This window comes from Priestia megaterium (genome assembly GCF_046599315.1).
In the GTDB taxonomy this organism is placed as follows: Bacteria; Bacillota; Bacilli; order Bacillales; family Bacillaceae_H; genus Priestia; species Priestia megaterium_F.
In genome coordinates, this window is the sequence record NZ_JBKIKC010000011.1 from 103,016 (window position 1) to 117,072 (window position 14,057).

Annotated in this window: 12 protein-coding genes and 1 pseudogene; 5 read left to right on the forward strand and 8 right to left on the reverse strand. The window is 31.7% G+C overall.

The annotated features are described in order from the left end of the window. Positions 1-96: 96 nt before the first annotated feature. Positions 97-189 (reverse strand): YjcZ family sporulation protein, encoded by a 93-nt coding sequence (locus tag ACLHDF_RS23900; RefSeq protein ID WP_074684410.1) that lies wholly within the window; start codon positions 187-189, stop codon positions 97-99. Positions 190-510: 321 nt separating this feature from the next. Here ACLHDF_RS23900 and ACLHDF_RS23905 point away from each other — a divergent pair, with 321 nt between their 5' ends. Together ACLHDF_RS23905 and ACLHDF_RS23910 are read left to right on the forward strand one after the other, a co-directional pair. After that, on the forward strand, positions 511-654 hold the full coding sequence (locus tag ACLHDF_RS23905; protein ID WP_413921073.1) for a YjcZ family sporulation protein: 144 nt from the start codon (positions 511-513) through the stop codon (positions 652-654). A 225-nt stretch (positions 655-879) separates the two neighbouring features. Continuing rightward, on the forward strand, positions 880-1,185 hold the full coding sequence (locus ACLHDF_RS23910; RefSeq protein WP_413921074.1) for a CotD family spore coat protein: 306 nt from the start codon (positions 880-882) through the stop codon (positions 1,183-1,185). 558 nt (positions 1,186-1,743) lie between these two features. Here ACLHDF_RS23910 and ACLHDF_RS23915 read toward each other — a convergent pair. From ACLHDF_RS23915 to ACLHDF_RS23925, 3 genes are all read right to left on the reverse strand, one after another. Next, positions 1,744-2,319, reverse strand: coding sequence for a MerR family transcriptional regulator (locus ACLHDF_RS23915; RefSeq protein WP_413921075.1), 576 nt, complete (start codon positions 2,317-2,319; stop codon positions 1,744-1,746). A gap of 1,145 nt (positions 2,320-3,464) precedes the next feature. Further along, positions 3,465-4,397: a tyrosine-type recombinase/integrase gene (locus tag ACLHDF_RS23920; RefSeq protein ID WP_413921076.1), complete on the reverse strand. Its 933-nt coding sequence runs from the start codon at positions 4,395-4,397 to the stop codon at positions 3,465-3,467. 183 nt (positions 4,398-4,580) lie between these two features. Beyond that, positions 4,581-5,963, reverse strand: coding sequence for a replication initiation protein (locus ACLHDF_RS23925; RefSeq protein WP_413921077.1), 1,383 nt, complete (start codon positions 5,961-5,963; stop codon positions 4,581-4,583). A gap of 1,038 nt (positions 5,964-7,001) precedes the next feature. Between ACLHDF_RS23925 and ACLHDF_RS23930 the strand changes: the two genes are divergently transcribed. Further along, positions 7,002-7,856: a transcriptional regulator gene (locus ACLHDF_RS23930; RefSeq protein WP_413921078.1), complete on the forward strand. Its 855-nt coding sequence runs from the start codon at positions 7,002-7,004 to the stop codon at positions 7,854-7,856. A 761-nt stretch (positions 7,857-8,617) separates the two neighbouring features. Here the strand turns inward: ACLHDF_RS23930 and ACLHDF_RS23935 are convergent. Beyond that, positions 8,618-8,974, reverse strand: a pseudogene (locus ACLHDF_RS23935) (manganese catalase family protein); the annotation flags it as partial. Positions 8,975-9,251: 277 nt separating this feature from the next. Between ACLHDF_RS23935 and ACLHDF_RS23940 the strand changes: the two are divergent. Continuing rightward, positions 9,252-9,518, forward strand: coding sequence for a hypothetical protein (locus ACLHDF_RS23940; RefSeq protein WP_413921079.1), 267 nt, complete (start codon positions 9,252-9,254; stop codon positions 9,516-9,518). Between the two features lie 469 nt (positions 9,519-9,987). On the opposite strand, the gene ACLHDF_RS23945 is transcribed toward ACLHDF_RS23940, so the two are convergent. Continuing rightward, positions 9,988-11,019, reverse strand: coding sequence for a YheC/YheD family protein (locus ACLHDF_RS23945; protein ID WP_413921080.1), 1,032 nt, complete (start codon positions 11,017-11,019; stop codon positions 9,988-9,990). A gap of 144 nt (positions 11,020-11,163) precedes the next feature. On the opposite strand from ACLHDF_RS23945, the gene ACLHDF_RS23950 reads away from it, so the two are divergent. Then, complete coding sequence (locus tag ACLHDF_RS23950) at positions 11,164-12,393, forward strand: ATP-grasp domain-containing protein (RefSeq protein ID WP_413921081.1); 1,230 nt, start codon at positions 11,164-11,166, stop codon at positions 12,391-12,393. A gap of 825 nt (positions 12,394-13,218) precedes the next feature. On the opposite strand, the gene ACLHDF_RS23955 is transcribed toward ACLHDF_RS23950, so the two are convergent. Beyond that, on the reverse strand, positions 13,219-13,542 hold the full coding sequence (locus ACLHDF_RS23955; RefSeq protein WP_413921082.1) for a hypothetical protein: 324 nt from the start codon (positions 13,540-13,542) through the stop codon (positions 13,219-13,221). Positions 13,543-13,799: 257 nt separating this feature from the next. After that, complete coding sequence (locus tag ACLHDF_RS23960) at positions 13,800-13,970, reverse strand: hypothetical protein (RefSeq protein ID WP_413921083.1); 171 nt, start codon at positions 13,968-13,970, stop codon at positions 13,800-13,802. Between the last annotated feature and the right edge of the window lie 87 nt (positions 13,971-14,057).

Genomic DNA, 14,057 nt, shown 5'->3' on the forward strand with positions numbered 1-14,057 from the left:
AATCTTACAAAAGGGTTAACGATTTAAGGAAGAAAACAAAGTTCGTAAGCCCTATAGTAAAATAAGACTTACAAACTTTACAGATCATTTATATTCCTAGTAACCCCCACCAAAACAAGAACAACCTACAATAACTAATAAAATAAAAAGTACCACTAATAAAGCGAAGCTGCCTCCAAAGTTACCCATATTTTCACCACCTATACTATTCTTTCTTTATTATATGTACAAGTTGCAAAATTGCTCGCCTAATGTTTTTTGGGTATAAAATGCAAAATAGGTAACACACACATAGATAATATTAATAAGATAGTATATAAGTTTTTATCCCACAAAACTTTATGTGAACTCTTTAAAAGTAACTTGTTTACATCCTTCACTTTCTACAAAAGGACACCCTTTCATCAGCCTGAAAGGGTGTTTTTGATAGTAACTATTGTTTTAGGCGAGCAAAATTAAGACTTGTACATAATATGAAAGTAAAAGGGTTAATAGGGGGTGTATTTTATTATGTGTTGCTTCGGTGGGTTTGGAGGCTATGGCTTCGGCAGTTGCGGTTATGGGGGCGGAAGTTACGGTGGTAGTTTTGCCCTAATTGTTGTTCTTTTTATTTTACTTGTCATCGTTGGCGCTACTTGTTTTTGGGGGAAATAATTAAGGTAATGCTAGAGTGGGCGAGTTATTTAAAAGTTCTCCTGTTCTAGCATTAAAGTCATAAAATTTATAAATCTCATTTGTATTGGAGAGTACATACCTTTTTCACTTTTCACAGAGGTGCTGCTTTTTTAAGGTAGTCTTTGAATAAACGTCCATACTTTCTATAGTTATTTAACATACTGTAATAAGGGTCTATTTAACTGAAAGGAGAACTTTTTATTTATGAGAAATAATTATCCTTATAATCATTCACACCATGGAGGTTATTGTGGTTATCTAGGACCTACGTTTAATCAACTACCGCCTCAAACAGTGCTAGTTCAATATGATCCCATTTACCGTAATATGTCTTTTACTGGGCAAGACATAACTGTCCCAGTTGTACAACCAAGTTGCACAACAAATGTTTATCAGAAAAGTTATAAATATATGCACTTATTCCCACGTACCGAATCCATTGTATGTCAGGAAACAAATGAACATTTCTATGCACCACCCTGTCCCCCTAGGTCTTGCCCTTGGTGCTAAAGAAATTATAGATCTTTTTTAGCATCAAAATTCTATAACTTTGACATTAAAGTCTACTTTACAAATGTAATTTAACACTTTCTTTATTACCTGGGGGGGTGTGTATTTGTAACGTTACAAACTTTACTTACTGTATCCCTTTTGATGGATTAGATAGTGGCTTCTATTGTGGAGCAGCCTTTTTTTCTTAAATGGGTGTTTCTTTCACTTCTTTGTCTTTTTATTTGATAAAACGGTAATCTGAAAGCAAATGACTCCAATTTCCCATAGGCACTCGTCGATTGGAGTATCTGACATAGGCTCCCCCAGGATTAAGATTTTTGCATGTATAGTACTCTTTTTCAAATCTTTAGGCGTAGATGGAGAACCTTTTTCACGCATATCAAATAAAACATGGTGATCTCCTTCTCTATAGAGTTATATATAGTGTTTATTTAGAACATCTTATTATTTAGTAGCCTAGTAACTTTTTGTATTTCATTACATTGTAGTGAGTTCTTTTATGCAACTTGGCCGCTTATAGGAGGAATATGGCTAAATTCTATACTTATAGAGCTTTTAACCACGGAAAATCCTATGCCAAAAGCTTTTTGGTCTTGATTCTAGGTTTTCCTGAGCAGCTGCAATTAGTTTCTTTGTATCACTAATTTCTCGAATAGCATTAGTTAACTTCTCGTCCCTTTTTTCTAGATTATTTTCAATATATTTATCTTGAGATGATAACTTTTCTGTAAGCTGTTTTATAAGCTGGCTCTGTTCATCTAAACGTTGAATAAGTGCAAATTGAAACTGCTCACCTTTTTCAGAACGATCAAGTAATTCTTGAACTTTATCTTCAAGAGATTCTACCTTTTTTTCGAGATTTGATTGAACCTCGATAGATTCTGGTATGATTTCTCCCTGAAGCCATTGGTTAATCATTTTATAACTCCAGTTTTGCTCTTGTATTCTTTTCTTGATTTCAATTAATAAATCAATATTCTGTTTATTATATCTTCGGTGTCCCCCCTCTGTCCGTTGAATCTGGAGATTAAATTCTTTTTCATACAACCTAACTAAATCAATACTTAACCCAGTTAATTTCACGGTATCTTTGAGGGTGTAAATAATTTCTTCATCTAAGTTTTTGGACATTTTTCTAGACTTCTCCTTTCTAAATAAAAAATCTAGATGGTATATAACATTGTTATAAAAGGATTATTCGTGAATCTAGAACCTAGATGTACAAGATATTACTCAAGATTTACATTCCTGATTTAATTCTAGATAAAAGCTAAAAAATTCTTTTTCGTTTGTTAACATTCTAATTCGTTGCAATAACGTTTATACCTTCTTTCTTTTAATTCTAGATGAAAATATGAACTTTTCAAGGGGTGAAGCATTTATTTTATATATTAATGAAAAGCCTATTATTCAACTCGAAATCTCTTATATATGATTTTTATAAGTGTAAGAGATAGAAGTTCAACCTTATCAAGTAATTTTATACCTTAGTTAATTTCATGTGAAAAAATTAACTAAGGTATAGAAATTATTGAGGATCTTTATATACAGGAGAGTTCTTTTTAAATAATTTCTCTCATGTCATAGAAATCTAGAGTCTTTGCAAACCTTGCTACAAAAGGCTTTTTAATGATTCTAGAATGTACTTATGCTAGTTTTTATTCCAGATTGATAGTTACTACAAAAATCTTCAAAATCATATATTTTAGTGTGGGAATAAAGTGATATTATTCCTTACTACAAATTAATCAGATAACTAGTTTTTCTATATTGACTCCATTCGTCATATGTATAGTTAAGTTTAGCTTCTTCAAAAATTTCTCTATTTGTGTTATTAAATCTTTTTCGAGGATTCTTATTTTTGAATAACTAAATCTTGAATTGATTAATACCTTGGTGGCCAAGACGTGATTTCGATTCTAGAATGGACTTTATCTAGCTTTAAATCAAGAATAGAAATTCTATTTAAATTCTAGAATGATAACCATTTACATTTAAACGCTTATATATAATATTGTTAAAATATCTTTGATTAATGCTTCATTATTAATCTATCTAACTAACAAATTTTCATTTAATGAAAGTGACCGCCTTTATTCCAAACCAACAAGTTTAACTTAAGTTAAACTTGTTGGTTTTTTAGTATTGTTAGATATAATGTAAAAACATATAAGTTGAACTTGTTATCTTCAATTATTTTCATTAAGCATTTTTATAACAAAAATAAGTTGAACTTAATAAAAAAGATGTATTTTGAAGCAAAATAAGAACTTTGCTTATTTTGTTTTTAGGTATTTCTTATATCGATACAAAGCATGGCGGCTAGACAAACCAAAGTAGGAGATAAGGCTTTCATTTGAATAGCCTTCACAGATTTTATTTAGTATACAACTGTTTCTAAACTGTGTAGATCTTACCTTAGCTTGTATACCTGAGCGTTCAACTTCCTTCTCAATCATACGCTTTACACCAATTAGACTAATTCTTTTAGGTTTGTTTAAATTGTAATCGTACCAATAAACCATCTTTTGAGGATGAAAAGAAAGAAACAAAGGGTCGTCTGTATAATCTTTAGGTTTAAATAAGGCGGGTATGTCTGAAAAGTAATTATATATTATTTTTTTATCGTCTTTAGAAAGGTCTAAGACACGTTTTCCTTTGTTAGTTATAATAGTTAACTCATTTTGACTAAAGTTAATATTCTTTATATTTAAAGATACCACTTCATTAAGTGTAAGACCGTAATGAAGCATTAGAATCAAAATTGAATAATTACGAGGAGCTATATATTTATGTATTTGTAACTGAGTTTCTGTCAGATTTTTTTTGCTGACAACAGAGCTTAAAAGCGAAAAGGTATCCTTTTCAGTTATAAAGTCACTGTCAACTAAATCCCTCTGCTTTTTAGTTGTAGCTTTAAGTGCTCCAAATTGATCCGTTAAATTATGATATTCTAACAATCTGTTCAAATGGGAAGCCACACGCCTTAAATTGGCCTCTGATAAGTTTTTATCTTTTAGGTAGGTAAGGTATTCTTCGTAACAACTCTTCTCTTCTGGCAAGATTTCTGGCGTTATATGGGGGTAGTGTTGATTTAACCAGTTGAAGAACGCCTTCAAATCATGTTTATACATAGAAACTGTAGAATGTTTTTTTCCTGTTTCGTGTAAATGAATAAGGAAACGTTGAACAAGCAGAGGAATATCCATATAAAGTACCTCCAACTCCGGTAAATTTAATATACTATTAATAAATATAAAAATTAAAAGAAACGCTAACTAGCTTTAAGTACTATGTATTGTATATTAAATTTACCTTTTGTGCAAAAAAAATCTGCCGTTTAAAAACATAAAAACACGCCCATAAAGGCGTGCTAACAATACTATTTTTTATTAAACTTGTTTATGCAAGAAGGTTCGATATATTTCCCTTAATTCTTTATTTTCGAAGTCATTTATCAACCTTGGCTTAAGGCCTACTTCTTCACGTTTTCTTAAGTCCTCGTTCATATTTCGAAGTACTTCTTGTACTGCTGCCTCTTGAGCTTTTTCTAATTCTTCCTGATCTGGCTCCTCAGAATTTAAAACTAACATTTTTCTTAATTCTTGAAACTGTATAAGTCTTTTTTCAAATTCTATTTGAGTTCCATTTTCTTTATAAAATAATTCCTGTTTTTCCTTTAGCGTAGGATTTTCAACATTTCTTTCTTTATCTTCAGCTTCTATCATAAAATCTGGAACTAACTCTTTTCTGGTAGACTTTTTAGGTGTAGCAACCTTTGATTCTTGTGATATTTTCGCATAGTCTTTTTGAATGGCTTTTATTACATAAGAATGCGGATGAGTAATATCTCCAATAATTAAACGATCCTGCGTGTATTTTACATTCCGTTTAACCTGTTCTTTTGGAAATTCTGATAAAATCCACTCAATTTTTTCAGACTGAACTCCTAATCTCACTAAATCATGGTACAAACCATTTTCCTTTTCGTTATCTAATAAATCTAATGAAGGTTGAGGTGCTTTAAGTTTCTTTTCTTCGGAAGTCTTGGTGCCGTTCAAAGCAGGCGAACTAGTAATGATAAATTCTATAGAAGTTACTTTTCTGCCGGTTTTTATTTCAACAAATTCAAAGTGAATATCTGTTTTATTATTTATTTCTTTTTGAGCCACTGCTAATACTTTGCTCTTAAAATGGCCATACTGTTTGTATTTAGTAGGCTCGATAGCTAAAAAATGACGTAATTCTTCAAGGGTTAGTTCTCTTTTTCTCAAACGTTCGTATTGCTTAAGCAGTTCATAAATACGAATTGAATAAACTGAATTGAGCCTCACAACATTTTCTAACTGGTACGAAGTAAATTTTTCCTTAAGCTCTAAAAATAAATATTTTAGACTAGGATGAAATTGTAATGTTATGTATCCTTCATTTTCTTCGTAAATCGAGGTAATAACCCAGTTATAGTTTCTTTGTCTGCCTTTTTCCTTTATGGTAAGAATTTTTGTTTGAAGGCCATTCACAATTTCTTTTAAGTATGAGTAGAAACCTGTTCCTTTCTTATTTCCCACTATTTCTATAAAATCTTTGGCTCGAAATCTATATGTCTTTAACGTTTCGTCATTAGGTTGAACTTTGGATGCCATGATCAATAAGATCCTTTGTTCCTGTAAGGATAATTTATATGTACTCTCAATTAAGATGTTTGACTTAGTTACCCAATTTTTTATGTTTATGCTTTCCAGATCATATGGTTGAACTACATTTGATTTCTTCATAAAATCCCCCATATTTTTCTAAACTATCACTAAAATATCATAAAAGTGATACTGTGTAAATTGCATGTTAAAGAGAAGCCTGTCTTTGCAATTTAAATATCACGCAAAATTAGTGATAGTTCATGAGGATTTTTAACCCTAGAAACATTACTTAATCTTGATTTATTACCTTAAAGCTTAATTTTAGTGCGCAAAATTGGTGATACTTAGGGCATGTCTACATTTATCACGCAAAATTGGTGATACTTAAACCACATCTGCATTCTCCACGCAAAATTGGTGATACTTATGGACATATAGGGACAAATACGCAAAATTAGTGATAGTTCGCGCAAAATTAGTGATAGTTCGCGCAAAATTAGTGATAGTTTCACGCAAAATTAGTGATAGTTTCACGCAAAATTAGTGATAGTTCGCGCAAAATTAGTGATAGTTCGCGCAAAATTAGTGATAGTTTATGCTTATAAATGTTGTAATATCAGGGTCTACAGAGGGTCTAAAACAATAAAACATTAAAACAAATATATAAAACAATATATAAAAACAGGAAAACAACCGTAGTATGTATTATAGTTTAAGATTATAATTTATTAGGGAGAAAATACTAATCTCAAAGTAGTTACTTTAACAGCATATCCAATTAAAGTGATTTTTAATCATAAGTGAAATGAGGTTATATTATTTTACTGATGAATTGATGAATTTTTATTGAATTACAAGATTAATAGACGTTATAATAGAGTCAACAAAACAGTGCGGAATATAAAAAGACTCCAACGTGTGCAAGTGGTGCGCCAACACCCTTACACCGTTAACCCTAAAGTGACTAGGGAAAACACCTGTCGAAGTCCTAATACATAAATTTAATTACGCCTTTATTTTATAGGATAATTAGATTTATTTCAAGGGCGTAGTCTGTCAAAAAATCCGACATCGTTTTCCTATTTTATGGGATGCGATGTCTTTTTTTGTTCCTGAAAAGGAGAGGATAGACTAATGTCTACTACGCGTATGCTTACGACAGAAGAATTTGATTATATGAAAAACTACCAAAGTTACACAGAAGATCATTCTCAACATCAATCTATGAAACGAAAATTACTTAAGGAAATTATTAGCCTTTACGGAGATAAATTTTATCGTCTTCATGACGGCACGAGAAAAGCTTTAGACCGCCTTTGCTGGTTCAGTGCAGAAAAAGGCTTTTGTTTTCCTGGCAGTACATATTTGGGTAAAACCTATGAAAAATCGAAAGGAACAATTGATCGTCACCTAAGTGAGCTTCGAAAGCAAGGACAAATTGTTACAGTTTATCGACGTTGTCCTCGTAATAATGGAAAAGGCAGTCCTGTACATCTGTTTGTAAATCATCCTTATTTCAAACATTGGGTGAACTATTTACAACTCAATTTGGCTAAGAATGTTGAAACAGATGTTGAAGCAGAAAAAGACGTAATCCCTTGTGAGAGTAGGGAGGAGGTCTCCAAAAATTCTTCTACCTATAATTTATCTTTAAAAGATTTAAATAAATACATACGTAAAGAAGATATGAGTGTTAAACTTTCACCCGATTATGTACCATCTTTTATTCCAAAACCATTTAAACAAGCAGTAGCTCCATTCTTTAGGAATGCAGATGATATTTATAACTTATGGGGAAAAGTTCTGCTAACTTATAAAATTAGTGGCTTAGAAAAGCCTATAGAAGACTTAGTTTCTATTGCTGTACAAGGGTTTAGGGAAACTCTTTTCGCTTACAAAAGAAAACGAATAAAAACTGTCTTTGAAGCCTATTTTTTTGGGACATTAAGAGGTTTATTTAGTGTTGAACGTAGAAGAGAGGTTCAGCAAAATTTTGTTAATCCTTTATTTTACAATTTTTTAGAAACGTAATTTCGCTTTTTATCTTCTTAGTTAGTATAGAATCCTAGAAGTTTGTAAGTAGGTAAAGAGTTAACATAATTACGATTATTGCTGGAGGTTGTATTTAATCGCTTGGTCATTTCTTCCGCATTTATTGTATCCTGCTTGATATCCATAGTTGACCTCCGTTCCTAATGTGTACACCCTGTCTACCCTATGATACAATTTTACTTAAATTAATTTGAGAGAAACCCCTTTTATCTCTTTTTATTTAGCATGATTTAAGTGTGTAAAAAAGCAACCTCGACTAAGCGAGCTTGCTTTCTAAGAGCTAGAATTAATGAAAATATTTATGTAATGTAAACATTAATAAGTTTTTGTAAAGGAGATTGCTTTAGATTAAAATTCAGCATATATATAAAGGACAGACTTTTTATACACCTTCCTTCCACCTGGATCCTGAGAAAAATCCGTTATATCAGGGATGTATGAAAAACTGTTTAGTCAAAAAATCTATTCTTCCTGGGAATCCTTGTCTTGGTGAACAAGGGTTCTTTTTTGTTGAGGATTATAAAAAGGGCTACAATAAAAAACTACATCGACATGTCAAAATGAACTAAAATCAAAAAGTTAGACACTTCATTTAGGCAGCTGTTGGACTTGTCGATGTATGATTCCTTCCCAAGTCTTGAGGTGAAGTACTATGAATATAGGGAGGAGCTGGTTTTAATTTTGATTTACCTTCAACCCCCCTGGACACAATACATATTGAAATACACCTTTTCCATCTATACTAAGTCTACTGGCATAGCATCAAGACCGGAAACAATAACATGTTGTGGGTTCATTTCCCCTAGGATGGCTCCAATGACAGGGTCTAAAGCTGCCTCCTCAAGGTCTCGAACGGTTACGCCATCTAAAAGTCTAGCAATCACCGTAGCTAATATCGAAATATTAGCTAGCGCTTCAGCACCTATGTTCATAAGTGAATTTTTGTATCTTCCATTATTCCATACATTTCATCCTTTAATTAGATATTATAGTGCTACAGAAGCTTCAATAAATCGTTCATTTAAAGCTTCTTGTAGTTGTTTTACAAATAAAGGGTCTGAACGTTTGGGTTTTGCTCTATATTGAAGTTCCTTTATAAAAGAACAATTAGAATTGTGCTATCCGTTTTAGATTTAACATAGTCCATATATAGGCTATTCACATTATAAGATAGCTGCTCAACTTTAACTATTAAATTTAAATTCCATACCCTAAGATTGGAAGATTGTTTGTACTGCATATTTTATAGTATCCAAAAAAAGCGAAAGGATTAAATAAGTCATTTTCATAACTATAAATAAGCTTTTGGCTTGTACTAAATTTAATTTTTTTCATAGTATGTATTATGCTTTATCTTTTTTAGGAGGTGATTTCATGTCTAATGGCCATACTTTTGATGGTAACCTTAACTCAAGTGATAACGTTACATCTTTAGAAGAAACATCTTCAAGTGATTTCGATTTTAATGGTTTAAGGAGAGGAGATCGAATTCAAGTTTTTTCTTTTGGAAGCCAAATTGATGGAAATGGTACTTTTATTCGTGTACAAGATGGATTTCTAATTTGGACAGATAGCTCGGATAATATTAATACAACCAGTTTAGATGCTATTAGTATTAGTAGAATAGCTGGAATAGCTTAATTTAGAAGGGTTTCAAAAATGTATTGGGTAAGGCTCTTTAAAGAACTTTATAATAAATTTAAGAAAGAAGAAGCATTCTATAAGGGAATGTTCCTTCTTTTATAATTTCAGATAACAAAAATTAAGGTACGACAAGCAGTTGCCGCTATATATGGGTGCCCAAGCCACTAGTTTAGACGCAAAAACTATTCATGTCCAAAACCGCAGGCCTGGTAACGGACTCGTGGGTTACATGAGAAAATGATGAAATAGAGAACCAGTACACGATTCGGAACACTGCTATGGGAGGCAGGGGCAGTGATGCCCCTAACTTACTCGACTTAGCAAGATCTAGATAAAATCTACAGAGTAAAATAAAAAAATTATCTCCCTGCAGAGGCATGTGTTTTCCAGTCATTAAAATGTATTTATTGGATTGAAGTCTTATATTAATTAATAATATTTATATTTCTATATAAATAAATTCCAGCTAATATTTTTTATTTTTATTGGCTAGATATTGGGCATATTGAAGAGTATTCCTTACTACATCCAATTCAACATTGATAATGATAGGAGGGCCTGGTCTCCAATTCACTTCAAAAAGCCAAAGTCTTCTTTCTTTATCGAGTCCTACATCAATTCCTAACTCGTCAAATAGTACATCCTGATATAGAGATTCAAAATGGTTAGAAAAATTTAAAGCAAATTGTTCGAGATACTTTTGGACATTATAGTAGTTATCTCCAAATTCCTGTTTTAAAAAGATATCAGGAAAACAGGTATAGCCGCCGTTGCCTAGGTTTGAAGCTATACTACCCACCTTACCTATTCTTGGATATATAGCAGTAATTAACCAATTACCGTTCCCACCTTTTTGCACGTGCAATCTAAAATCATATACATTTCCTAATTTTGTCCTACATGTTATAAATTTTTGTACTAAGTAAGTATCCTGTTTTATATGATTATCGATAAACTTTATTAGTTGATTTTCACTAAATATGGAGTCCTGTTCATCTTTACTAACTTTGTAACTGTCGCCTAGCTTCTCTATATAGAAAATACCAGCCCCTTTATGCCCGGATAGGGGTTTTACAATTATTTTTGTGTGGCGTTCCGCCATATTTAGCAATACTCTATAATTAGTTAATTCTAAAGTAGGAATGAGGTACTGATTAAATTTTTTAGCCTTATTCACCTTGTTATAAACAGTTAATTTATCCCCAACGGAGTGACTGGTAAATGGAATTACCTTCCTTAATTCATCTACTATTTCTTCTGCTTTATCATTTATAGGGGGACTGGCATTATAAATAACATCAGGATAAGGATATCTTTTCTCTATCCATTTTCCTTTTTCGTATGTTTTTCCCATAATGGTATGTTTTTCTAAATTTACTTTCCCTGGAGTGAAATAAAAAAAATCTATACCTTCGGCTTTTGCTACTGCAGCGAAAGCATAGGCTTTTCTAACATTTATCGGGTCCTTACGATGATGAAGCATGCCGATTGAAGCCATAGCAATCATCCTTTCCTCTATTCTTACTTGTTTAGGTATATTCACCAAATTCATATATTATTTACATTTGGACGAACCTTGGTTGTCTTTTTTTATATCATAGAGTGAGAGAACATTTTTGATCGGATAGGATGAGGGATATTTATGGATACTATTGTCTTTATTGAAACAAATAAATCTGGATCGAGTCGGGAAGCAATTAAGGCAGCAAATAACCTTAATTTCTTTACAGTTTTGTTAACTTGTAGAAAAAAATTTCTTAAAGATCGGAATGAATTTCCAGATGTACATGAGATGATCTTTACTGATATAAATGATTATGATAATTTAATTACAATAATCAAAAAACTTGAAAAAACGGGAAAAAATATAAAAGGAATTTTTAGTTTCATTGACCCTTTTGTTTATGTAGCTGCACGTCTGTCAGAGGAATTCTGTCAGAGTGATATATCCACTGATGCAATCTATCATATGGAAGATAAGATATTGACTCGTAATGTGCTTAAGGAATTATCCATTTCACTTAATTATTTAATTTATAAACCAACAGAATCATTATCTTCATTTCTTAAAACTAAAGAGATAAATTTTCCCCTTATTGTTAAGTCACCTAAATCAACAGGATCAAAGGATGTATTGTTAGCAAAGGATAAGGGTGAGTTAATATCATCTATGCATACCCTTTTAAAAAAGCTACCTAACGAGGAAATCTTACTCGAGGAATACGTAGATGGCCCTCAGTATTTAGTTGAGGTGTTAGTTCATAATGAAAAGGTTCATATTATTGCAGTAATTGAACAAGAAATTACCCTTTTTGAGCGTTTTATCGTCACTGGTTATTCTTTGTTAGGGAAATTGAATAATAGCTTATCTCATAGTCTTTTTAATGCTGTTAGTTCCATCATACAGGCCTTTGGCATGAAAAATGGAGCGTGTCATTTGGAGCTTCGTAAAGCAACTGAAGGTTGGAAATTAATTGAGATAAATCCAAGAATATCAGGTGGAGCTATGAATCGTATGATTGAAATCGGACATGGAATTAACTTAGTACAAGAGACTATGCAATTAATGATGGGAAACGAACCCTCCTTGACTAAAAAGGATTATAAATATGTGTACGCCCATTATTTAACAGTCGAGTCTAAAGGAAAACTAATTCAAGTTACGGGAAAAGAACGCAGTTCTAACTACCGAGGCGTAGAAGAGGTTTATATAAAGCCTAAAAAAGGGGCAATTTTACAGCCACCTACATCAATGGGGCATCGCTATGGTTACATTTTAGCGTCATCATATTATAAAGAAACTGCTAAAAGAATAGCTTTAGAGGCAGCAGAAGAAATCTCCTTTAAGATTGCAACAACAGATTTAACATAAATACGATGCTGTAGTAGATGCAGCATTACAGGAGTTTTCCCTTTAAACAAAAATAAGTCTAACATTGAACTTAGAGCTTTCTGTAGCTGTGTTTATATAAAGTAGATCATTGTATATGGTATAGAGTATGAAAACAAGGAAAACCACTGGGGCTAATCAGTGGTTTTTTCTGCTCTATTGCTGTAAGGATTTTCGTAGATGTCCCACGGCATCATCCATAGTTTGCTCATTATATAAGAAAATGTTTATGATGGACAAGTCACCTAAAATAGCCACAACGAATATAATAATATGGTGAATATATAAATTCAATTGATTATTTTGTGAATATTCCCAATTATGGTGTTAATAGGTTGGATAGCGTGAGTGGTTGCCATATTATTTAGTGTAGGCGGAGCTAATATAAGGGAACAGGACATATAAGAAAATGTCCTTTTTTATTTGGATAAAATTATTTTAATAATTAACTAAATAAGTTGTATTGAGAAAGGGTGAATATTAATAATGTTTTATAAACAAAATGAAAAGCTTATTGATGAGTCGGAAAATTTCTCAATCTCCCATCAAACTTCAGTTAATGAGAAAAGAAACCCTGAGTATGAACCCACTTTTCTTAATCCCTATTTGTAATAGGTAAGTTACCTAAAGGGGAATGAATATAAAGTAGTTACAATAACTTTAATTCTGGAATCAGAATCCTTATCGACAGTTTTTAGGAATTTGTTTTAGTTACTCATTTAATAATATTAGTATTGCTTTATCAATATTTGACGCATCTAAATTTAATATATCTTGCTTACCGATATATAATACATCCGACTTATGTTACAAGGATCTAAACAAAGTATTAATTTGACTAGTAGCATTGGATGTAATATTTTCAATTTGAATAATATCTTTCTCACTAAACCTAACGTCAAGCATTCTGAATATATTTCTTATACAACGAAGAACATCAATTGTTTCTGTTTCAGCACCTCCAACTACAAATCTAATAAGATTTTCATTCACATTAATTTTTGTTTGAGAATAGTCATTAATATTAATCCCTTCTTGTGCAATACCACTTAAAATGTAGCTTAGAGTATGATTATTTGTTATAAATTTAAACTGAGTTCTTGTGTTGAAGTTAAATCCTTCATCGTTCATTCTTGTGTTTATTCTCCTTTCATAAGAGATGCTGGTATTATTGGAACACGCAGAGAGTTTAGAAGAAAAAAAGCTACTGGCCTAAACAGTAGCTTTTCCCCTTTTTATACTGGGTTATATGACCTGATATTTAACGAGATTTTGGGTAGTTTGCTCAAATTATGGGTTAACATTCATGGTGAAAAATTAATTTAAAAGCCAGTTCGTAAATCAATTATTTATTACTTGTCCAATCTAGAAGGTCCTTCATAATAATGTCAATCTTTGTTATGACATCCACAATGATGTGTTTTTTTATGATCATCTTCAAAAATATCTTTTAACAGTTTTTCAAAGGCTTTTTGGAGGATGGATTGACAGTTGTTGTTGTGTTCATGTTTTTTTTCATGGCATTCACTCACTTTAGTCACTCCTTTTGTTTTTCTCATAATATACTATTCCTTAATCAATAAAGCGCTTGTGTACTTGTCCACTAGCATTTGAATTTTATAGAAAGAAGCTTTCAAAATAATTTA